At 69.9% G+C, this 20440-nt stretch carries 21 protein-coding genes; 13 read left to right on the forward strand and 8 right to left on the reverse strand.

The window, feature by feature from the left end; genetic code table 11:
* Positions 1-33 precede the first annotated feature (33 nt).
* Positions 34-612 carry a TetR/AcrR family transcriptional regulator gene (locus tag ACWEKS_RS03710; RefSeq protein ID WP_452338635.1) on the forward strand — a complete coding sequence of 193 codons (579 nt, stop codon included), beginning with the start codon at positions 34-36 and terminating at the stop codon, positions 610-612.
* Between the two features lie 3 nt (positions 613-615).
* Here ACWEKS_RS03710 and ACWEKS_RS03715 read toward each other — a convergent pair whose 3' ends face one another.
* The 5 genes from ACWEKS_RS03715 to ACWEKS_RS03735 form a co-directional block, all read right to left on the reverse strand.
* On the reverse strand, positions 616-1362 hold the full coding sequence (locus ACWEKS_RS03715; protein ID WP_452338636.1) for a short-chain dehydrogenase/reductase: 747 nt from the start codon (positions 1360-1362) through the stop codon (positions 616-618).
* A 363-nt stretch (positions 1363-1725) separates the two neighbouring features.
* Positions 1726-2256: a PadR family transcriptional regulator gene (locus tag ACWEKS_RS03720; protein ID WP_452338637.1), complete on the reverse strand. Its 531-nt coding sequence runs from the start codon at positions 2254-2256 to the stop codon at positions 1726-1728.
* A gap of 32 nt (positions 2257-2288) precedes the next feature.
* Positions 2289-3167 carry a ribokinase gene (locus tag ACWEKS_RS03725; protein WP_452338638.1) on the reverse strand — a complete coding sequence of 293 codons (879 nt, stop codon included), beginning with the start codon at positions 3165-3167 and terminating at the stop codon, positions 2289-2291.
* A gap of 24 nt (positions 3168-3191) precedes the next feature.
* On the reverse strand, positions 3192-3530 hold the full coding sequence (locus ACWEKS_RS03730) for a GNAT family N-acetyltransferase (RefSeq protein ID WP_452338639.1): 339 nt from the start codon (positions 3528-3530) through the stop codon (positions 3192-3194).
* Positions 3527-5047 (reverse strand): MFS transporter, encoded by a 1521-nt coding sequence (locus ACWEKS_RS03735; RefSeq protein ID WP_452338640.1) that lies wholly within the window; start codon positions 5045-5047, stop codon positions 3527-3529. Before ACWEKS_RS03735 ends, ACWEKS_RS03730 begins: the two co-directional genes overlap by 4 nt.
* A gap of 60 nt (positions 5048-5107) precedes the next feature.
* On the opposite strand from ACWEKS_RS03735, the gene ACWEKS_RS03740 reads away from it, so the two are divergent.
* From ACWEKS_RS03740 to ACWEKS_RS03785, 10 genes are all read left to right on the forward strand, one after another.
* Positions 5108-6376, forward strand: a complete 1269-nt coding sequence (locus ACWEKS_RS03740) for a glutamate-5-semialdehyde dehydrogenase (RefSeq protein ID WP_452338641.1) — start codon at positions 5108-5110, stop codon at positions 6374-6376.
* A 26-nt stretch (positions 6377-6402) separates the two neighbouring features.
* Positions 6403-7287 carry an AAA family ATPase gene (locus ACWEKS_RS03745; protein ID WP_379382360.1) on the forward strand — a complete coding sequence of 295 codons (885 nt, stop codon included), beginning with the start codon at positions 6403-6405 and terminating at the stop codon, positions 7285-7287.
* A gap of 68 nt (positions 7288-7355) precedes the next feature.
* Positions 7356-8804 carry a vWA domain-containing protein gene (locus ACWEKS_RS03750; RefSeq protein WP_452338773.1) on the forward strand — a complete coding sequence of 483 codons (1449 nt, stop codon included), beginning with the start codon at positions 7356-7358 and terminating at the stop codon, positions 8802-8804.
* A 72-nt stretch (positions 8805-8876) separates the two neighbouring features.
* On the forward strand, positions 8877-9509 hold the full coding sequence (gene nadD, locus ACWEKS_RS03755; protein WP_452338642.1) for a nicotinate-nucleotide adenylyltransferase: 633 nt from the start codon (positions 8877-8879) through the stop codon (positions 9507-9509).
* Between the two features lie 25 nt (positions 9510-9534).
* Entirely contained in the window at positions 9535-9942 is a 408-nt protein-coding gene (rsfS, locus tag ACWEKS_RS03760; RefSeq protein ID WP_379382356.1) for a ribosome silencing factor, read from the forward strand.
* A 5-nt stretch (positions 9943-9947) separates the two neighbouring features.
* On the forward strand, positions 9948-10598 hold the full coding sequence (locus ACWEKS_RS03765) for a histidine phosphatase family protein (protein WP_452338774.1): 651 nt from the start codon (positions 9948-9950) through the stop codon (positions 10596-10598).
* Entirely contained in the window at positions 10588-11361 is a 774-nt protein-coding gene (gene octT, locus ACWEKS_RS03770) for a diglucosylglycerate octanoyltransferase (protein ID WP_452338643.1), read from the forward strand. Before ACWEKS_RS03765 ends, octT begins: the two co-directional genes overlap by 11 nt.
* A complete protein-coding gene (locus tag ACWEKS_RS03775) occupies positions 11358-12200 on the forward strand; it encodes a DegV family protein (RefSeq protein ID WP_452338644.1) in 843 nt (280 codons plus the stop codon). Before octT ends, ACWEKS_RS03775 begins: the two co-directional genes overlap by 4 nt.
* A 102-nt stretch (positions 12201-12302) precedes the next feature.
* The gene (locus ACWEKS_RS03780) at positions 12303-13400 is read left to right on the forward strand and encodes a ComEA family DNA-binding protein (protein ID WP_452338645.1); all 1098 of its coding nucleotides are present in this window, start codon (positions 12303-12305) and stop codon (positions 13398-13400) included.
* A 253-nt stretch (positions 13401-13653) separates the two neighbouring features.
* Positions 13654-15264, forward strand: a complete 1611-nt coding sequence (locus ACWEKS_RS03785; protein WP_452338646.1) for a ComEC/Rec2 family competence protein — start codon at positions 13654-13656, stop codon at positions 15262-15264.
* Here the strand turns inward: ACWEKS_RS03785 and ACWEKS_RS03790 are convergent.
* Complete coding sequence (locus tag ACWEKS_RS03790; RefSeq protein WP_452338647.1) at positions 15261-16049, reverse strand: alpha/beta fold hydrolase; 789 nt, start codon at positions 16047-16049, stop codon at positions 15261-15263. The genes ACWEKS_RS03785 and ACWEKS_RS03790 overlap by 4 nt on opposite strands.
* Positions 16050-16213: 164 nt before the next feature.
* Between ACWEKS_RS03790 and holA the strand changes: the two genes are divergently transcribed.
* A complete protein-coding gene (holA, locus tag ACWEKS_RS03795) occupies positions 16214-17188 on the forward strand; it encodes a DNA polymerase III subunit delta (RefSeq protein WP_452338648.1) in 975 nt (324 codons plus the stop codon).
* 15 nt (positions 17189-17203) lie between these two features.
* On the opposite strand, the gene ACWEKS_RS03800 is transcribed toward holA, so the two are convergent.
* Together ACWEKS_RS03800 and rpsT are read right to left on the reverse strand one after the other, a co-directional pair.
* On the reverse strand, positions 17204-17953 hold the full coding sequence (locus ACWEKS_RS03800) for an LGFP repeat-containing protein (protein ID WP_452338649.1): 750 nt from the start codon (positions 17951-17953) through the stop codon (positions 17204-17206).
* Positions 17954-18124: 171 nt separating this feature from the next.
* The gene (gene rpsT, locus ACWEKS_RS03805) at positions 18125-18388 is read right to left on the reverse strand and encodes a 30S ribosomal protein S20 (RefSeq protein WP_452338775.1); all 264 of its coding nucleotides are present in this window, start codon (positions 18386-18388) and stop codon (positions 18125-18127) included.
* Positions 18389-18599: 211 nt separating this feature from the next.
* Between rpsT and ACWEKS_RS03810 the strand changes: the two genes are divergently transcribed.
* On the forward strand, positions 18600-20264 hold the full coding sequence (locus ACWEKS_RS03810; RefSeq protein ID WP_452338650.1) for a circularly permuted type 2 ATP-grasp protein: 1665 nt from the start codon (positions 18600-18602) through the stop codon (positions 20262-20264).
* The last annotated feature ends 176 nt before the right edge of the window (positions 20265-20440 follow it).

Consider the following 20440-nt stretch of genomic DNA (forward strand, 5'->3'; position numbering starts at 1 on the left):
CACCGATCGGTATAGAGCAAGGAGGAACCGTCCATGGGTGCCCGCGACCGCCTCATCGACAGCGCCATCGCCCTGATGCGGTGCAATGGCATCGCCGGGACCGGCATCGCGCAGCTGCTCGAGCACAGCGGCATCTCCCGCCGGTCGATCTACCTGAACTTCCCGGGCGGCAAATCCGAACTGGTCGCCGAGGCCACCCGGACCGCCGGACAGGCCACCAGCGCACTCATCCGAACCGTCACCGCCGGCACCGATCTGGCCGGCGCCATCGCCGCCTTCCCGGCCCTGTGGCGGGACGTGCTGGTTGCGAGCGACTTCACCGCGGGCTGCCCGATCGTGGCCGCGGCGCTCGGCCGCTCGGAATCGCCCGAGGCGGCCGACGTGGCGGGGGAGACCTTCGGCGAGTGGGAGGACATCCTCGCCGACCGGCTCGAGGCCGAGGCTGTGGAACCCGCCACCGCCCGCTCCCTGGCGACCACCATCATCGCGGCGGTCGAGGGCGCGGTCGTCATGTCGCTGGCGACCCGCTCGACCGCACCCCTGGAACGGGCCGGCCAGCAGATGGCCGACCTGGTCGCCCTGCATACGGGCAAAACGACCTCGGTCGCCTGAGCCTCAGATCAGGCTCAGGCCGCCGTCGATGGTGACGATGGTGCCGGTGGTGTAGCCGGACCGATCCGAGGCGAGAAACGCTGCCATATCGGCGATTTCACGCGGATGGGCCGGGCGGCCGAAGGGGAAGTCCGCCGCCATCTCGGCGAAGCGGGCATTGGTCTCGATGAGTGTGGTGATGCGCGAGGTGGCCACCGGGCCCGGATTGATGCCGACCACCCGGATGCCGTCGCGCCAGCTGCGGCTGCCCAGCGCGCGGGTGAACGCCATGAGCGCCGCATTGCCGGTGCTGCCCGCGATGTACTCGGCATCGGGCCGCTCGCCCGCCGAACCGATGACGTTCACGATGACGCCGCCGGCGCGCTGCTTCATGTCCGCGTAGACGCGGCGGCTCAGGTCGATGTAGCCGAAGACCTTGAGCTCCCATGCGTGCCGCCAGGTTTCGGCGTCGACCGCCGCCAGGGGTCCGGCCGGAATGTCGCCGGCATTGTTGACCAGGATGTCCGGAGCGCCGACCGCGTCCGCCAGCCCGGTGAGATCCTCGGCCGACCGCAGGTCCACCGGGTGGGAGCGCACCTGCACCCCGTACTCGGCGCGCAGTTGCTCGCCGATCTCGTCCAGTCGCTCCTTGTTGCGGGCGGCCAGATGCAGATGGCAGCCCTCCGCGGCGAGTACCCGCGCGATCTCCGCACCGATGCCCGCCGACGCGCCGGTCACGAGCGCGGTTCTGCCGCCCAGTCTCAAATCCATTGGCCCATCTCCTGATTCTGGTGTGCGATGCCGATGTCAAACGGTGCGGACATTCGTCGGGTTCAACTTTTTGGTCGAATGTCCACGTCGGTGGAAATGGCGGATCGCCGCCATCTGTTCCCGGTGCCCGCTACGCCGTCGCGGCGGCGGTTCGAATACGACTGCAGCGCCGCCTTGCTCGCGCCGATGGGGCCGAGGAACCGGACGCCGCGCACGCCGAAGTGGCTGTTGTCATGTGAAGGCTCGGATCGAATCGCGGTTGATACGCATACCCGGGTATATGAACAAGAGTACATGTCCCAAGGTACATGTCAGCGGTCGCGAATATCCCGATCAATTCGAATCCCGGTGCGGCCTAGGTGTTTACCGATCGTCGTCGATCTCGTCGCGCGCCCATTCGGCCCATTCGGCCAGCGCCTCGTACAACCGGATGCCCGCCTCGACCGCGATCCGCTTGGACCTGTCGTGCGGATCGGTGCCGAACTCGCCGCGGTCCTTGGCCATGGCCAGTTCGCGGTACATGGCTGCGGTATCGCTGAAGAACCGCCCCTCGCGATCCAGGTGCTCGCCCAGATCCTTCGGCTCCATCAGCCAGAAGAAGAACGACCGCAGCAGCGGTTCCAACCGCAGGGTGTGATCGACCTCGTCCTCGACCAGCCACCGCCGCACCTCGGCCAGCCCGGCCTCGGTGATCCGGTACGCCTTGCGCCCCCGCGCCCCTTCGCTGTCCAGCTCGATCATTCCGGCCTCCGCCAGCCGCCCGAGCTCGGCATAGATCTTCGGATGCCGCGCCGGCCACACCGGCCCCAGCGCCTCCTGGAACCGCTGGGCCAGGTCGTACCCGCTGGCCGGCCCCTCCGCGAGCAACCCCAGCAACCCGTGCCGCAGCGACATGCCACACCCTTTCGTAGACCCTCACCGCATCATCACACCCGGCTATCGCGCCCCGGCCCCGCGAGCGCGCGCTCGACCTCCGCCGACTCCGGAATCGAGGCACTGGCACCCAGTTTCGTCGTGGCCAGCGCCCCCGCGGTACAGGCCCAGGCCAGCGCGGTGGCGGGGCCTTCGTGCCAGTGGGCAGCCAGCGCCCCGGTGAAGGTGTCGCCCGCACCGGTGGTGTCCACGACCTGCACGCGAATCCCCGGATGGGAGAGCGCGGCGCCGTCGGGACCGCGATAGCTCGCCCCCGCGCCACCCAGCGTTGTGATGACGTGCGGCACGCCGGCGAGCGCGGCGGCCAGTCGAGCCGCCTCACCTTCATTGACGACAGCGACATCGACCTCGGCCCACAACTCGCCCGGAAGCTCTTGCACCGGTGAGGGATTCAGCACCACGGTGGTGCCACCGGCCCGCGCGTGCCGGGCGGCCGCGCGCACCGTGGGAATCGGAATCTCCAACTGGCACATGAGCACATCCGCGGCGGCGATCGTATCCAGGTCCGCCGTGGTCAGTTCCGTCATCCGCCCATTGGCCCCCGCCACCACGATGATGGTGTTCTCGCCGTTCCGGTCCACCACGATCGTCGCGATCCCACTGGGCCCCTCGACCTCGCGCAGTCGTGAGACCCCAACCCCCGCCTCATGCAACACCTTCCGCAGCGCGCCGGCGAACACATCCCCGCCGACCGCCCCCACGAACTCGACCTCGGCCCCCGCCCGTCGCGCCGCGATCGCCTGATTCGACCCCTTCCCACCCGGAACCAGTGCGAACCCGTCCCCGGCCACCGTCTCTCCGGCCTCGGGCCGCCGCCCCACGGTCGTCACCAGATCCATATTGATGCTGCCCACCACCGCAATTCGCGCCATGGTCCGGACCGTAGTTCAGGCGGCTCAGCCGAGGGCGGATTCGACGATGGACGTCGCCTGCGGGGTGACGGGGTCGAGGATGTCGTCGAAGTCGTGGTGTTTTTCGACGTAGGCCTTGACGAAGGGGCAAATGGGGACGATGCATTTGCCGGCGGCTCGGGTGGCGGTGAGGGCGGCGCCGATGAGTTTGGAGGCCAGGCCCTGACCGGCGAAGGCCTCGTCGATCTCGGTGTGGAAGAAGATGCGCTGGCGGCCGTGATCGACGTAGGCGGTCAGGCCGGCGCGGGTATCGCCGACCTTGATCGCGAAGTACTGGGGGACGGTGTCGGTGACCTGGGTGATGGTCGGCTCGGGCGCGGTCATGAGGGCTCGCTTCCGGTCGGGGCGGTGTGGTGGTCGGGTTCGAGGGGCGGGCTGGCGACGGCGGAGAAGGTGCGGCACTCCGGTTCACACGAGGGCGGGGCGGCGCGGAGGGCGTCGTCGCGAACGGTGAAGTAGGCCAGGGCGGCGGCCGCGATCATGAGGATGGCGCAGGTGAGGATGGCCAGGTGGAAGCCGTGGGCGAAGTCGGGCGGATTGGTGTACGCCGCACCGGTGAGTCCGGCCAGGGGCGGAATGGCCGCCACGCTCAGCAGACCCGCGGCGCGGGCGACCGCATTGTTGACACCGCTGGCCACGCCCGCATGGCGTTCGTCGGCGGTGGCGAGGACGGTCGCGGTCAGCGGCGCCACCGCCAGCGTCAGGCCCGAGCCGAAAACCAGTGCGGCGGGCAGCACATCGACCAGGTAGGAGGTGTGGATGCCGATACGGGTCATCAGCAGCATGCCCGTCGCGGCGAGCAGCACACCGACGGTGATCGGCCAGCGGGGTCCGATGCGCTGGGCCAGCGCGCCGGAGCGGGCCGAGAACAGCAGCATCAGAACGGTGACCGGCAGCATGGCCGTGCCCGCGGCGATCGGCGTGAATCCGGCCACCACCTGCAGGGTCAGCACCAGCAGGAAGAAGACCACGCTCATGGCCCCGTACATGACGAAGGTGACCAGATTGATCGCGGTGAACTGCTTGGCGGCGAACACGGCGACGGGCAGCATGGCCGCGGGATCCTGGCCGTCGCGTGACCGCCGCCGCTCCACCACCACGAATCCCGTACCCGCGGCGACGCCCGCGATCGCGCTGCCCCACACCAGGATTCGACTCGTACCGTGCTCGGGCGCCATGGTCAGGGCGTAAGTGATCCCGGCCAGGCACAAGGCCGCCAGCACCGCGCCGAGCACGTCGAACCTCCCGTGCGCCTCGGCATCGCGGGTCTCGGGCACATGCCGGGCCGTCACCGCCACCACCACCGCGGCCAGCGGGATATTGAGCAGGAACACCCACCGCCAGCCGGCCGCCTCCACCAGCCACCCGCCCAGGAACGGCCCGATGGCGCCGGCCACGCCACCCAGCCCGGACCAGGCTCCGACCGCGCGCGCCCGCTCCTCGGGCCGGAACGAGGCCTGAATGATGGCCAGTGAGCCGGGCGTCAGCAGCGCACCGCCCACACCCTGCAGGGCCCGGGCCGCGATGAGCATCGAAATGTCTTGCGCCGCACCGCACAATGCGGAGGCGATGGCGAACCACACCACCCCGATCAGGAACACCCGCCGCCGCCCGTACCGGTCACCCAGCGACCCGCCCAGCAGGATCAGTCCGGCCAGCGTCAGCGTGTACGCGTTGACCGTCCACTGCAGTCCCGCCATCGATGCGCCGAACTCGTCACCGATCCGCGGCAGTGCCACATTCACGACGGTCGCGTCCAGCATGGCCATCCCCGAACCGAGGACGGTGGCCAGTAGAACCCATCGGCCGGTGCCCGAGGACAACCGGATGCTCGCGGTCATGCGCTCACGGTAACAACCTGCCCCCGACCGGCGGCAGATCGTCATCAGTAATCTGTCCTTATGACTGCTCCCACGACCACAGATCGGGACGCCGTCCGCGAGGTGGTGCACGAGTCGGCGCGCCGGGCTCGGGTGGCGTCGCGGACGCTCGCTCAGCTCACCACCGCGCAGAAGGACGCCGCGCTGCACGCCGCGGCCGACGCGCTGCTCGCGGCCAAGGACGCGGTACTCGCCGCCAACGCCGAGGACATCGAGATCGCCCGGGCGGGTGGCACCGCCGAGTCGCTGCTGGATCGGCTGCGGCTGACCGAGACCCGCGTCGACGGCATCGCCTCGGGGCTGCGGCAGGTGGCCGGGCTGCCGGATCCGGTCGGCGACGTGGTGCGCGGGTCGACGCTGCCCAACGGTCTCGAAATCCGCCAGGTGCGGGTGCCGCTGGGTGTGGTGGGCATGGTGTACGAGGCGCGGCCGAATGTCACCGTCGACGCCTTCGGGCTGGCGCTGAAGTCGGGCAATGCGGCGCTGCTGCGCGGCTCGTCCTCGGCGGCGAAGTCCAATGCGGCATTGGTCCGGGTGCTGCGGGAAGCGCTTGCAGCGCAGGGGCTTCCGGCCGACGCGGTGCAGCTGCTCCCGGCGGAGGACCGCTCCAGCGTCACCCACCTGATCCAGGCACGCGGCCTGGTGGACGTGGTGATCCCGCGCGGCGGCGCGGGCCTGATCAATGCGGTGGTGCGCGACGCGCTGGTGCCGACCATCGAGACCGGCACCGGCAACTGCCACGTATTCGTCCACCGGGACGCCGATCTGGATATGGCCGAGTCCATCCTGATCAACGCCAAGACCCGCCGGCCCTCGGTGTGCAATACCGCCGAGACGGTGCTGATCGACCGGGCCATCGCCGAGACCGCGGTGCCGCGCATGATCAAGGCCCTCGAGGACAAGGGCGTCACCATTCACGGTGACCTGCCGGGCCTGGTGCCCGCCACCGACACCGACTGGGCCGACGAATACCTGTCCCTGGACATCGCTTTGAAGGTCGTCGACGATCTCGACGCGGCCGTCGAGCACATCAACGAGTGGGGCACCGGCCACACCGAGGCCATCGTGACCGCCGACCTGAAGGCCGCCCGCGAGTTCACCGCTCGCGTCGACGCCGCCGCCGTCATGGTCAACGCCTCGACCGCCTTCACCGACGGCGAGCAGTTCGGATTCGGTGCGGAGATCGGCATTTCGACCCAGAAGCTGCACGCCCGCGGACCCATGGGTCTGCCCGAACTAACCTCCACCAAGTGGATTGTGTGGGGCGACGGGCAGATTCGCCCCGTCTAGCACCCGCTGGATACGAAAGGACCGCCGTGGCTCCCACCACCGCACCCAACCAGGAGCCGATCTTCTCGTCGGTCGACGATGTGATCGAGCGGCTGGCCCGCACCGGATACCTGGCCGACAAGGCCACCGCCACTTCGGTTTTCCTCGCCGACCGGCTCGGCAAGCCGCTGCTCATCGAGGGACCGGCCGGTGTCGGCAAGACCGAGCTGTCCAAGGCCGTCGCGCAGGTCGCGGGTGCGGAACTGGTGCGGCTGCAGTGCTACGAGGGCGTGGACGAGGCGCGGGCGCTCTACGAGTGGAACCACGCCAAGCAGATCCTGCGCATCCAGGCATCCTCGGAGAACGACTGGGCCGAAACCAAGGCCGACGTCTTCACCGAGGAGTTCTTGCTGGAACGCCCGCTGCTCACCGCGATCCGGCGCGACGAGCCGACCGTGCTGCTCATCGACGAGACCGACAAGGCCGATGTCGAGATCGAGGGCCTGCTGCTCGAGGTACTGAGCGACTTCTCGGTCACCGTGCCGGAACTGGGCACCATCAGCGCGACCCGCAAGCCGTTCGTGGTGCTCACCTCCAATGCCACCCGCGAGCTGTCCGAGGCGCTCAAGCGGCGCTGCCTCTACCTGCACATCGACTTCCCGGACGAGGAGCTCGAGCGCCGCATCCTGGCCAGCCGGGTGCCGGAGCTGAAGCCGGCGGTGGCGGCGCAGCTGGTGCGGATCGTGCACGTGCTGCGCGGCATGCAGCTCAAGAAGCTGCCGTCGGTCGCGGAGTCCATCGACTGGGCGCGCACGCTCCTGGCCTTGGGCGCAAAGGATCTCGACGACAAGACCGTGCGGGCCACGCTCGGAGTGGTGCTGAAGCACCAGGCCGATCACGTGCGTGCGCAGTCCGAGCTGAAGCTGGCCTGATCGTGGCCGGGGCGTCGGAGCCCTCGAAGGGCAAAGAGAACTCGCCGCGCGGGCTGGTTTCCGCCGCCATGCGGGCGATCTCGGGCGGTACGCCGGCCAAGCCGGTGCAGGTGCCGGGACCGACGGCCGAACACGGCCTGCCGGGGCATCTGGTCGGCTTCGTGGAGGCGTTGCGCGGCCGGGGGATTCCGGTCGGGCCGTCCGAAACCGTGGACGCCGGACAGGTTCTCACCGTCCTGGACCTCATGGACCGGGAGGCGCTGCGTGAGGGCCTGGCCTGCGCGCTGCTGCGCCGCACCACCCAGCGCGCCACCTTCGACGGCATGTTCGACCTGTGGTTCCCGGCCGCGCTGGGGGAGCGGGCCGGGGCCGAAGAGGTGGAGCTGCCGATCAAACCGGACGGGTCGGTCGACATCCTCGAACTGCGGAAGATGCTGGCGGAGTTGCTGATCCAGGACCCGTCGGGCGAGCAGGCGCAGCAATTGCAGGCGCTGGCCGCGCAGATGGTCGACCAGATGGGCCAGTACCAGGCGGCGGGCGGGCCGTCCTTCTCCGCCTACCAGACGCTGAAGGATCTCCAGCCGGAACTGCTGGTGAGCAGGATTCTCGCCGGCCTCGCCCAGGGCATGGACAATTCCGACTTCGACACCGAGGTCGCCCGCCGCACGGCCCGCGGCCGCATCAAGGACTTCCGCAGCACCGTCGAAGCCGAGACCCGCCGCCGGGTGGCCGAGCGCATCGGCCGCGAGCGCGTCGCCACCTACGGCGTCGCCCGGCAGGCCGAGGACGCCGACTTCCTGCGCATCTCCCAGGCCGAACTCGACGAACTGCGCCGTAGCAGCCAGCGCCTGGCCCGGGTCCTGGCCTCCCGCCTGGCCGCGCGCCGCCGGCGCGGCCGCCGCGGCGAGATCGATCTGCGCAAGACCATGCGCAAATCGATGTCCACCGGCGGCGTCCCAGTGAATCTCGTCACCCGCAAGCCGCGGCCCGGCCGCCCCGATCTCGTCCTGCTGTGCGACATCTCGGGCTCGGTCGCGGGCTTCTCCAGCTTCACCATGCTGCTGGTGAACGCCCTGCGCGAGCAGTTCTCCCGGGTCCGCATCTTCGCCTTCGTGGACCGCGTCGACGAGGTCACCCAGCTGTTCGACGCGGCCACCCCGCTGGATCAGCTGACCCGCCGCATCTTCACCGAAGCCGAGGTCGTCGGCATCGAGGGCCACTCCGACTACGGCTCGGCCCTGGAGGGTTTCGCCGAGCGGTTCCCCGACGCCGTCACCAGCCGCACCTCCCTGCTCATTCTCGGCGACGCCCGCACCAACTACCGCGACCCGGCGCTGGACACCCTCCGGCAGCTGGTCGACACCGCCAAGCACGCCTACTGGCTCAACCCCGAGGCCGAGAAGATGTGGGGCACCGGCGATTCCGCCGCCGACCGCTACGCCGACATCATCGAGATGCACGAATGCCGTTCGGCCCGCCAGCTGACCGCCCTCGTGGGCCGCCTGCTGCCGGTCTGAATCCGGATGGCCGGCCGGCTGAGCCCCGCCGGTGCGGGGGCGGCGCAATCGCCCCCGGTAAGCTCGCTTTTCGTGCAGACGAACGGCCGCCGCAAGCTGGGCGTGATGGGCGGCACCTTCGACCCCATCCACCACGGGCACCTGGTCGCGGCCAGTGAGGTCGCGAATCGGTTCGACCTCGACGAGGTGATTTTCGTACCGACCGGTCAGCCGTGGCAGAAGGGCGATCGCGCGGTCAGCCCGGCCGAGGACCGGTATCTGATGACGGTCATCGCGACCGCGTCCAATCCCCGGTTCCAGGTGAGCCGCGTCGACGTGGATCGCGGCAAGGAGACCTACACCGTCGACACCCTGCGCGACCTGGCCGAACTCCACCCGGACGCGGATCTGTACTTCATCACCGGAGCGGACGCGCTGGCCAGCATCCTGACGTGGCAGGATTGGTCGGAACTGTTCGAGCTGGCGAAATTCGTCGGCGTGACCCGTCCGGGGTACGAATTGAATATCGACCATCTCGCCGACCACCTCCGCGACTACCCGGAGGGCACGGTCACGATGGTCGAGATTCCGGCCCTGGCCATCTCGTCGAGCGAATGCCGGCGGCGGGCGGGGGAGGGCCGGCCGGTCTGGTACCTCGTCCCGGACGGGGTCGTCCAATACATATCGAAACGGCACCTGTACGTGCCGCAAGACAGTGCATCGTGAAAGTGCGCAGGGAAGAGGTAGCAGGGTGACAGCATCGGCAGAAGCCGTCTCGATGGCGACGGTGGCCGCACGGGCCGCAGACGAGAAGCTGGCCGCCGACGTGGTCGTGCTGGATGTCTCCGAGCAGCTGGTCATCACCGACTGCTTCGTCATCGCGTCCGCGCCCAACGAGCGCCAGGTCAACGCGATCGTCGACAATATCGAGGACAAGCTGCGCGAGGCCGGATACAAGCCGGTGCGCCGCGAGGGCACCCGCGAGGGCCGCTGGGCGCTGCTGGACTACGTCGAGATCGTGGTCCACGTCCAGCACGAGGACGAACGCGACTTCTACGGCCTCGAGCGCCTGTGGAAGGACTGCCCGGCGGTGCCGGTCGACGGTATCGGCGATCCGCGCGCGACGACCGAGGAAGACAAGGGCGGGGACGACGAGTGAGCAAGATGGCCGGCGTCCGCCGGTTGATTCTGCTGCGGCACGGACAGACCGAATGGAACGCCGGCGACCGCATGCAGGGCCAGATCGACACCGAACTCGATGACATCGGCAAACGCCAGGCCAAGGACTGCGCGCCCGACATGGCGACCAGCGACCTGATCGCCATCGTTTCCTCCGATCTCAAGCGCGCCCACGACACCGCGCTCGCCGTCGCCGAATGCGCGGCCATGCCGGTCGTCACCGACGAGCGCCTGCGCGAGACCAACCTCGGGGACTGGGAGGGCCTGGACCACCACCAGGTCGACGCCGAGTACCCGGGCGCCCGCAAGGCGTGGCGGCTCGATGCCCGCTTCACCCCGCCCGGCGGCGAATCCAAGCTCGAGGTGGGGGCGCGAGCGCTGCCCGTGGTGAAGGAACTCTTGGCCGCGCGGGAGGACTGGCCCGGCCGTACCGTCATGCTGGTTGCGCACGGCGGTCTGATCGCGGCGCTGACCGCGGCCCTGCTCGACCTGCCCGAGGCGAACTGGCCGGCCCTGGGCGGCCTGGCCAATACCAGCTGGGTGCAGCTGACCAGCCACGGTCCCGGCATCGACAAGCCCGGCTGGCGCCTGGATGTGTGGAACGCGGTCGCGAAGGTAGCCCCTGATGTCCTCTGAGAGTCCGAACGCCCAACCCGCGCAGGACGGTTCACCGCAGCGCAAGGTGCTGGTGGTGGTGGCGGACTCGCTGTCCTACTTCGGTCCCAAGGGCGGGCTGCCCGCCGACCATCCCGGCATCTGGCCCAATCTGGTTGCCGCCGAGCTGGACTGGGACGTCGAACTGGTGGCCCGCATCGGCTGGACCTGCCGTGACGCCTACTGGGCGCTGATCGGCGACCCGCGCATCTGGGCCGCGGTGCCGCGGGCCGGGGCCGTGGTGTTCGCGACCGCCGGCATGGACTCGCTGCCCTCGCCGCTGCCGACCGCGCTGCGCGAGCTGATCCGCTATGTGCGGCCGGCCTCGGTGCGCCGGCGGGTGCGCGAGGCCTACAACTGGGTGCAGCCCAGGCTGTCGCCGCTGGGCTGGCCGGTGGCGCTACCGCCCGCGGTGAGCGTCGACTACCTGGAGCAGTCGCGGCACTCGCTGGCCCAGCTGCGGCCCGAGCTGCCGTTCGTGGCGGTGCTGCCCTCGGTGCACAAGTGCGAGGCCTACGCCGGGGTGCACACCGGGCGCGAGCCCATGGTGCGGGCCGTGTCGGCCTGGGCCGCCGAGCACGCGGTGCCGCTGGTGGATCTCGGGGACGCCGTGCGCGACAACGTGTTCAACGGCCCCGCCAACCCGGACGGCATCCACTGGGGCTGGGAGGGCCACAGCGCCGTCGCGCGGGCCATGGTGAAGGTGCTGACCGAGGCCACGGCCGACGAGGTACACACTGCATGACCGTGGTGGTGGTGACCGACTCGTCGGCCAGCCTGCCGGCCGGCCTCACGGCTGATCTTGGTGTGCTGGCCGTGCCGCTGCACGTGCTGGTCGACGATCGCGAGATTCGGGAGGGGATCGACGACTGCGACATCGACTACGGCTCCTCCCAGGTCACCACCTCGGCCGCCTCGCCCGGTGATCTGCGCAGCGTCTACGAGCGGGCGCTGGAGTTGTCCGACGGCGACGGCGTAGTGGCCGTGCACATCTCGCGGCAGCTGTCGGGCACCTGGGAGGCCGGGCGGCAGGCCGTGCGGGACATGGATGCCGCCGATCGGATCCGGCTGGTGGACTCGCTGAGCGCCGGGCTGGGTACCGGGCTGCCGGTGCTGGTGGCGGCGCGCCGGGCACGGGCGGGCGAGCCGCTCGATGTCGTGTACGACTCGGCGGTGGCGGCGGCCAGCCGCGGGCGCGCGTTCATCGTCGTCAACCGGACCGAGCAGCTGCGGCGCGGCGGGCGGCTGAGCACTGCCGCGGCGTTCTTCGGCACCGAGCTGGTCACCAAGCCGATCATCCAGATCGTGAACGGGCGGCTGGAACTGCGCGAGAAGGCCCGCACGCGCTCCAAGGCGTTCACCAAACTCGTTGCGGCCGTGGTGGATGCGGCGGGCGAGGACGGGGCGGCGGTCGCGGTCCAGCATCTGGGGGCCGAGGAGGCCGCCAACACCATCGCGGGTCAGCTGCGGGATCTGATTCCCGGTATCCGGGAGGTCATCATCGCCGAATTCGGCCCTACCCTGGGGGTGCACCTGGGCGTGGGCGCGGTCGGGGCGCTGGTGCTGCCGGGCGGCTGCGGCTAGCGGAAACGGTGTTGTCCACAACGTAATTCGCTATCCACAGGTCGGCTGAAAGCCCAGGTCGCGTGGGCGGCCGGGGTCGTCGTCGCTCGTACCGTGAGCTGCATGCCACGACTCGACGAACGTACCCCGCTGCAGCGCCTCAACGCCCGCGCCGCCACCGACCCCCGCCCCGGCCCGGCCGAGGCCACCGCCGACCCGGCGGAATTCGCCTCCGGCCGTCCACATCCCGGCCGCTGGGACGAGGACTCGCTCGACCAGCTCGTCGAACCCGATCGCCGGAGCGCTGATCGGCAGCCTGACGGATTCTCGCCCGACTGGCTGTCCGAGCCCTGCGGCAGCGTGTCCCTGTGGCACGAACGCCTGGTCCCCGAACGTTTCCGCGGCACTCGCTGGGATCCGGGCCCGCGCGGTGTCCTCGTCATCGCCGCCCTCGGCATCGCCGCCATCCTCTTCGCCGGCTACGTCACCCTGCGCGAAAAGCCTGTCTCCCAACCGGTCCCGCCCATCGCCGCACTCAGCGAAACCGCACCCGCCGACCGGGAGGATGCCGCACCCGAAGCCGCCGCTTCCGCCGTGACGGTCACAGCCGCGCCCGTGCCGGGCGCGGCCCAGCCGCCCGCGTCACGGCCCGCCGCCTCGCAGCCGGATCGAATCCCGCTCGCTACCACGGCAACCGGCGCTCCGGGCGGCTCTGTTGCCCCGGGCGGCGCCGCCACCCCCGGCGAGCTCGTCGTCAGTGTCGTCGGTCTCGTCGAGCACGGCGGGCTCCGCCGCTTCCCCGCCGGAGCCCGGATAGCCGACGCCCTCCGCGTCGCCGCTCCCCGCCCCGAAGCCGACCTCTCCACCCTCAACCTCGCCCAGCCCCTCATCGACGGCGACCAGATCATCGTCGGCCGCACCACACCCCGCCCCACCACCCAGCAGGTCGGCACCACCGTCGTGAATTCCGCCCACCCCCCGGCGAACTCACCCCCATCCTCCGGCCCACCCCGCTCCACCGCCCTCCCCGCGAAGGTGAACCTCAACACCGCCACCGAATCCGACCTCGACACCCTCCCCGGCATAGGGCCCGTCACCGCCCGCGCCATCCTCACCTGGCGCACCCGCCACGGCCGCTTCACCTCCATCGACCAGCTCTCCGAAATCGAGGGCATAGGCCACTCCCGCCTCACCCGCATCCGCGATCGGGTGACGATATGACCACCGCGAATTGCCCTGTTGCGCACCAGTACAGTCGCACCGGTTGCCGGAAAGCCGAGTCGGAGGGCGCGAGCACGACTCGGACAGCGAGGCGTGCGGGCGCTCATCGGGGCCGGCAGGCGACGGCCCACGCCGAGCAGGGCAGTCGCGCAGAGTTGTTGGGGCGCAACGATTGCGCCGCCGGTGGACGGTCGGCGCCCGGAAGTGGAATGGCTCCGGTAGCGAAGCTGCGGTCAGAGCCGGGGCGGTGGCGATGACTACGGGGGCGACCGACCGCGTCGATGCCGGGGATCGCGGGCCCGTCGAAATACCCGAGGTGCTGGATGCGCGGCTGGTTCCGGCGGCGGTCTGTGGCTGGGGCGCGACGGTGGCGCCGTTGGTGGTGGGCTGGCGGGCCGGGGTCGGGGTGGCGGCCGGGTGTGGGCTGGTGGGGATGTGTGTGGCGGCGTGGGTGATTCGGCGGGTGCGGGCGGGGCGGGGGAGTGGGGTGGCGTGGGTGGTGCTGGGGGCCTTGGTGATCGGGGCGGGGTTCGGGGTGGCGGGGGCGTGGCATGCGCATCGGGTGCAGACGCATCCGTTGCGGGCGGTGCGGGCCGGGCAGCGGCTGGTGGCGGTGGTGGAGCTGACCGATGATCCGAAGCGGGTGTCCGCCCGGCCGTTCGGCGGGCCGAAGGTGATGGTGCGGGCCGGGCTGGTGGATTACCGGTTGGGTGGACGGATTGTGCATTCCGGCGGATCGGTGCTGGTGATGGCGCCGGCGGCGGGGTGGCGGACCCTGTTGCCCGGCCAGCGGGTGGAATTCCCCGCCCGCGTGGCCTGTCCGTGGCGTCCGGACATGACGGTCGCCATCCTGCGGGCGGAGGCCGCTCCCACCTCGGTGAGCACCCCGCCCTGGTGGCAGCGCCTCGCCGGGCAGGTGCGCGGCGACTTCGCGACCTCCGCCCACCGCGCGCTCTCCGACGATGCCGCCGGCCTGCTCCCGGGCCTGGTCATCGGCGACACCTCGACCCTCACCGACCACGTCCAGGAGAACTTCCGCGAGTCCGATTTGACGCATTTGACGGCTGTCAGCGGGGCGAATGTCACGATTTTGCTTGGGGCCGTGCTGGTTTCGATGCGCACCCTCACGGTGGATCCACGGGTCGGCGCGGTGGCCGCGGGTGCGGCTCTGGTCATGTTCGTGATCCTGGCCCGCCCCTCGCCCAGTGTCCTGCGTGCCGCCGTCATGGGAGCCATTGCGCTGCTGGCTCTCTGCACTGGACGCCGTAAGCAGGCCCTACCCGCCCTGTGCGCCGCCATCATCGGATTGCTGGCCTGGTCACCGGGTCTCGCGGTGGATGCCGGATTCGCCCTGTCGGTGCTGGCCACCGCGGGACTGATCGTGATCGCCCCGGGCTGGTCGGATTGGCTTCGCGCCCATGGCTGGTGGCGGATCCCCGCCGACTCCTTCGCGGTGGCCGCTGCGGCCTTCGTGGTCACCACGCCGCTGGTCATCGCCATGACCGGCCACCTCAGCCTGGTCGCGATCGTGGTGAACATGCTGGTCGAACCGGTGATCGCGCCCATCACCATCCTGGGTGCGCTGGGTGCGCTGCTCGCCTGCGTGTGGTCGCCCCTCGCCGCGGCGGTCATGCACTGCACCGCACCGCCACTGTGGTGGCTGCTCACGGTCTCCGACCGAGCCGCCGCCCTGGGAGCCTCGGTCTCGCTACCGACCGGTCTGCGTTCAGGTCTGGTCGCAACGGTGGTGTGCGCCTTGGTGATCGCGGCTCTGCACCCTGGCCGCTCACGGGCGGATCCGGACGCCGTGCCGGGATCGGTGCCGCCTCGGCCGGGTCGAGACGAGGACTCGCCATCCGGCTAGCGGGAGCTCAGGAACTCGTTGACGGCGTCGGTGAAACCGGCGGGGTCGTTGGTGTAGACGAAGTGGTCGGTATCGAGTTCGACCATGCGGGTGCCCGGGCGCCGGTCGCGCATGGCCACGGCCATGTCGGCGGGGATGACGCCGTGCGCGGCACGGATGAGCAGGGCCGGGCAGGTGCCGGCGACCCAGTCCGACCAGTGGTCGCCGTGCACCAGGTCCTCGGAGGCGACGATGTCGAGGGGGTGGAAGGGCAGGCTCCAGGAACCGTCGGCACGCTCGCGAACCAGCGCGCCGAAGTGCGCGGCCATCGGGCCCATGGCCTCGATCAGCTGCTCACGGGTCGCCGCCTCGTAGGGGAGGCCGGCCACGAAGCCCAGCGGGTTGTGGCCGTCGAGGCCGAGCGCGGCGGGTGCGTCGATATCGATGATCGCCGCCACCCGCTCCGGGTGGCGGGCCGCGAACTGGTAGGCGTTGATGCCGCCGAGCGAATGACCCAGCAGCACAGCGCGTTCCAGGCCGAGGTGGTCGAGCAGGGCCAGGATGTCGGCGAGGTAGCCGTCGCGGGTGTAGTCGGCGGCGCGATCGGAGTGGCCGTGGCCGCGCTGGTCGAGCGCGACGAGCCGCCACCCCGCGGACAGCCGTGCCGCCAGGCCGGCGAAGCTCTCGCCGTCGGACATGTGCCCGTGCAGCGCGATGACGGTCCGGCCGGTACCCCCGAAATCCACGTAGGACAGTCCGCGGCCGTCGATGTCGAAGCTGCTGCGGGTGGCGGTGCGTGCGGTCATTGTCTGCTCCGATCCTTGTTCCGGTGTGCTGAGCTCGACCCTAACCGATGGTTATACATTTGTGCAAGACGTATGAATAAGACAAGTGTGTCACACATTTGCGTACCAGTGCTGGCCGGGTGCAGGATGCAGGGGTTGTCGGAGCGGGCTCGTAGGATCGGGGCGTGAACCAGCGACCCGCGCCCCTGCATCTCGTGCTCGGTGAAGAGGAATTGCTGATCGAGCGGGCGGTGGCGGGAATTACCGCGCAGGCCCGGGCCGGCTCGACGGACGCTGGGGCGCTGCCGGTGGATCGGCTCCGGGCGGGGGATGCCAGCACGGCGGAATTGGCCGAGCTGCTGAGTCCTTCGCTGTTCGCCGAGGACCGGGTGATCGTGCTGGAGTCGGCGGCCGAGGCGGGCAAGGATGCGGTCGCGGTCATCCAGGATGCGGCGTCCGCACCACCGGAGGGCGTGGTGCTGGTGGTGCTGCACAGCGGGGGTGGGCGCGCCAAGGCGCTGGCGCCGGCCCTGCAGAAGCTGGGCGCGGTGGTGCACGACTGCGCGAAGCTGACCAAGGCGGGGGAGCGGGTCGAGTTCGTGCGCAACGAGTTCCGGGCCGCCAATGTGCGGGTACCGGCGGACGTGGTGCAGGCCATCATCGAGGCCGTGGGCTCGGATCTGCGCGAACTCGCCGCCGCCAGTTCGCAATTGGCGGCCGACACCGGCGGCAAGGTGGATCTCGCGGCGGTGCGGCAGTACTACTCGGGCAAGGCGGAGGTGACCGGGTTCGATGTCGCCGATCTGGCCGTGTCAGGGGATCGGCCCGCCGCCATGGAGGCGCTGCGCTGGGCCATCGATCGCGGCGTCCCGGCGGTCCTGCTCGCGGACGCCCTCGCGGATTCGGTGCACACCATCGCCCGCGTCGGCTCGGCCGGGCGCGGCGACCCGTTCAAGATGGCGGGTGATCTGGGGATGCCGCCGTGGAAGGTGAAGAAGGCGCAGGGCCAGGCGCGCGGCTGGACCGGCGCGTCCATCGGGGCGGCGCTGCAGGTGGTCGCCGCGCTCAATGCCGACGTCAAGGGGCAGGCAGCCGACGCGGATTACGCACTCGAGCACGCACTCTCGCGCATTCTTGATCTGCGCGAGAGCGCCTCGTAGCGGGAAGGCCCGGGACTACTCCGGCTTCCAGGTGATCTTGCCGCCCTGGAACTCCTGGGCCTTGCCGCCCTGGTAGTCGTACTCGTCGCTGGTCGGGTAGCCGTAGCGGCCGTTCTCGGCGCCATTGCGCACCCACTCGTCGCGGATCGAGCCCCACACGACGTGGGTCCCGGTCTTCTGGGTGGAGTAGACGGCCCCGCCCTCGAACAGCTGCTCGTGGGTGGTGGCGCTGTTGGTCTTGTTCTCATCGGCGATGGGGAAGCCTAGCGGGCTGCTCTCCCAGCCGACCGCGGAGTACTTGTCGCGGATCACGCCGCTCACCACATGGGTGCCGGCACCCACCGACCAGTAGATCGAGCCGCCCTGGAAGTGCTGGAAGCGGCCGGGTTTCGAGGTCTGCCCCTCGTCCACCACCGGGTACTTCAGCGCGCCCGACTCCGCGCCCGCGCCCTTCCACTTGTCGCGGATGGCGCCGCCGATGGCATGCGCGTCGGTAGCCGGGGTCCAGTAGATGGAGACGTTGTTGACGAAGTCCTGCTTCTTGCCGCCGCCCGCGGCGTCGGTCTCCGGAATGGTGGGATCACCGAAGAATTCCGGTCCGCCCGCCCCGTCGTATTCGACCTCGATGGCCCCGCCCACCTCGAACGGGCCGATGGGACGCGCGGCTGCCACACCCATTCCGGTGGTCAGCGCGACCGCGGCCACGCTGACGGCCAGCGTGCCCCGGGTCCAGGACGAACGGTTGTCACGACGCAGCGTTGCCAAGAGATCTCTCCCAGTGCAGGTTTACAGGTAGCCCCCGACGGTTCGCGGCCATCCTGCTGCCAACTGCGCGCTCGCGCAAGTCGCCAGCTCCGGACACGACAAAAGCCGCCGTGGTCTTCGTGGCCACGGCGGCTGTGAGAAGCATGATGCCGGTAGGCGTACCGGGCAGGATCAGCCGAGCTTGTTGAAAGCCAGCGACAGTGCCGACTTCTTGTTGGCGGCCTGGTTGCCGTGGATGACGCCCTTGGAGGCGGCCTTGTCCAGGCTCTTGCTCGCGGACTGCATCAGCTCGAGCGCCTTGTCCTTCTCGCCCGCCGCAGCGGCCTCGCGGAACTTGCGGATCGAGGTGCGCAGCGCGGACTTCACCGACTGGTTGCGCTGGCGCGCAAGCTCGTTGGTGCGGATCCGCTTCATCTGGGACTTGATGTTGGCCACGCCGGTTTCCTCGTGTTCCTTCACTTGGTGGTGTATGCGGGATGCAAAGTCTTCGGGCGCGCACTACGAGAGGGGCAGTTGCAGCGCCGACAGTCGAGACTACCAGGCGACGCCGCGAGGTATGAAATCGAGCCTGTTGGCTATCTGGCCGAAACCAGAAATTTATCGCCGTCCAACTGCGCGTTGCCCCTGCGTGATGGACTATTTTTGCATGACCCCCGCAGCACCCGCACCGGGTCTCTCCAGAGTAGACAGATCCACCGCGTCAGCCTCCGCCGCGCTCGCTCCTTCCGGATTGGAACGCGAAAAATCGGATAAATCAGGCGTCTTCGCGGGGTATCAACCGGGCCGCTACGACCGTGCCTATGACGAGATGTTCGATTCCGCGGGCCGCCCGCGGGCGCCCTACCGGGGGATATTCAACGCCCTGGCCACCATCGACGCCGAGGACCTGGCCGCCCGCGCCGAGGCGCTGGACCGCGCATTCGTCGATCAGGGCATCACCTTCTCGCTCTCCGGTCAGGAGCGGCCGTTCCCGCTCGACCTGGTGCCGCGGGTGATCGCCGCCGGCGAATGGACCAAACTCGAACGCGGCATCAGGCAGCGGGTGCGCGCGCTCGAGGCCTTCCTCGCCGACGTCTACGGCGAGCAGACCATCCTGCGCGACCGCGTGATCCCGAAACGGCTGGTGACCTCCTGCGCGCACTTCCACCGCGAGGCCGCCGGCCTGGTGCCGCCCAATGGCGTGCGCATCCACGTGGCCGGGATCGACCTGGTGCGCGACGAGCACGGGGATTTCCGTGTGCTGGAAGACAATCTGCGCTCGCCCTCGGGCGTGTCCTACGTCATGGAGAACCGGCGCACCATGGCGCGCGTGTTCCCCGACCTGTTCGCCTCGCACCGGGTGCGCGCCGTCGGCGACTATCCGGCCCACCTGCTGCGCGCCCTGCGCGCCGCCGCCGCGCCCAACGAGGCCGACCCGACCGTGGTGGTGCTCACCCCCGGCGTCCACAACTCCGCCTACTTCGAGCATTCGCTGCTGGCCCGGCAGATGGGGGTGGAACTGGTCGAGGGCCGGGACCTGTTCTGCCGCGACAATGTCGTCTATATGCGCACCACCGCGGGGGAGCGGCAGGTGGATGTCATCTACCGGCGCATCGACGACGACTTCCTCGATCCCATGCAGTTCCGCCCGGACTCCATGCTCGGGGTGGCCGGGATCCTGAACGCGGCCCGCGCGGGCACGGTGGTGCTGGCCAATGCCGTCGGCAACGGGGTCGGCGACGACAAACTCGTCTATACCTATGTGCCCGCGTTCATCGAGTACTACCTGGGTGAGAAACCGATCCTGCCCAATGTGGACTCCTACCGCTGCTGGGAACCGGCCGAACGCGACGAGGTGCTGGACCGGGTGGCGGAACTGGTGGTCAAGCCGGTGGAGGGGTCCGGCGGCTACGGCATCGTGATCGGCCCGGCGGCCGGCGCCCGGGAGCTCGAGGCGACCCGGCGCAAGGTGCGGGCCAATCCGCGCGGCTGGATCGCGCAGCCGGTGGTGCAGCTGTCCACGGTGCCGAGCAAGATCGACGGGCGGCTCGCGCCCCGGCACGTGGACCTGCGGCCGTTCGCGGTCAACGACGGCGACGACATCTGGGTGCTGCCCGGCGGGCTGACCCGGGTGGCGCTGCCCGCGAACTCGCTGGTGGTGAATTCCAGTCAAGGGGGCGGGAGCAAGGACACCTGGGTGCTCGCACCGAGAACCTCGGTGGCGCAACGGGAATTGTCCGGTTCGCAGCTGGTCGGCGAACCGCAGATCGCCCCGGAGAGAGACCAATCCAGAGAGCCCTCGGCGATGCGGGCCAACCAACAACAGCAGTAACAACAACAAACAGCATTCGCTGAGGCTCAACTCTTTTGGTTCGCGGCCCGAGCACAGGTCGATGGAGCGCTCGTTCTGGACTGCGGCTGGAATAGACCTCCGCCTTGGAGCGGGGGAGCGAAGCGGAGGAGCGGAGGAGGGAAGAACGAGACCTTCAGGGCCGCGAACCCGCCGGA

This window comes from Nocardia sp. NPDC004711, from assembly GCF_053601595.1.

Coding starts and splice junctions, on each gene's coding strand:
- ACWEKS_RS03725 (WP_452338638.1), bottom strand. CDS start 3,167: ATGGCGCGAATTGCGGTGGTGGGCAGCATCAATATGGATCTGGTGACG.
- ACWEKS_RS03785 (WP_452338646.1), top strand. CDS start 13,654: ATGACTACGGGGGCGACCGACCGCGTCGATGCCGGGGATCGCGGGCCC.
- ACWEKS_RS03720 (WP_452338637.1), bottom strand. CDS start 2,256: ATGTCGCTGCGGCACGGGTTGCTGGGGTTGCTCGCGGAGGGGCCGGCC.
- ACWEKS_RS03735 (WP_452338640.1), bottom strand. CDS start 5,047: ATGACCGCGAGCATCCGGTTGTCCTCGGGCACCGGCCGATGGGTTCTA.
- ACWEKS_RS03790 (WP_452338647.1), bottom strand. CDS start 16,049: ATGACCGCACGCACCGCCACCCGCAGCAGCTTCGACATCGACGGCCGC.
- ACWEKS_RS03765 (WP_452338774.1), top strand. CDS start 9,948: ATGGCCGGCGTCCGCCGGTTGATTCTGCTGCGGCACGGACAGACCGAA.
- ACWEKS_RS03715 (WP_452338636.1), bottom strand. CDS start 1,362: ATGGATTTGAGACTGGGCGGCAGAACCGCGCTCGTGACCGGCGCGTCG.
- ACWEKS_RS03810 (WP_452338650.1), top strand. CDS start 18,600: ATGACCCCCGCAGCACCCGCACCGGGTCTCTCCAGAGTAGACAGATCC.
- ACWEKS_RS03740 (WP_452338641.1), top strand. CDS start 5,108: ATGACTGCTCCCACGACCACAGATCGGGACGCCGTCCGCGAGGTGGTG.
- octT (WP_452338643.1), top strand. CDS start 10,588: ATGTCCTCTGAGAGTCCGAACGCCCAACCCGCGCAGGACGGTTCACCG.
- ACWEKS_RS03750 (WP_452338773.1), top strand. CDS start 7,356: ATGCGGGCGATCTCGGGCGGTACGCCGGCCAAGCCGGTGCAGGTGCCG.
- ACWEKS_RS03775 (WP_452338644.1), top strand. CDS start 11,358: ATGACCGTGGTGGTGGTGACCGACTCGTCGGCCAGCCTGCCGGCCGGC.
- ACWEKS_RS03710 (WP_452338635.1), top strand. CDS start 34: ATGGGTGCCCGCGACCGCCTCATCGACAGCGCCATCGCCCTGATGCGG.
- ACWEKS_RS03730 (WP_452338639.1), bottom strand. CDS start 3,530: ATGACCGCGCCCGAGCCGACCATCACCCAGGTCACCGACACCGTCCCC.
- ACWEKS_RS03780 (WP_452338645.1), top strand. CDS start 12,303: ATGCCACGACTCGACGAACGTACCCCGCTGCAGCGCCTCAACGCCCGC.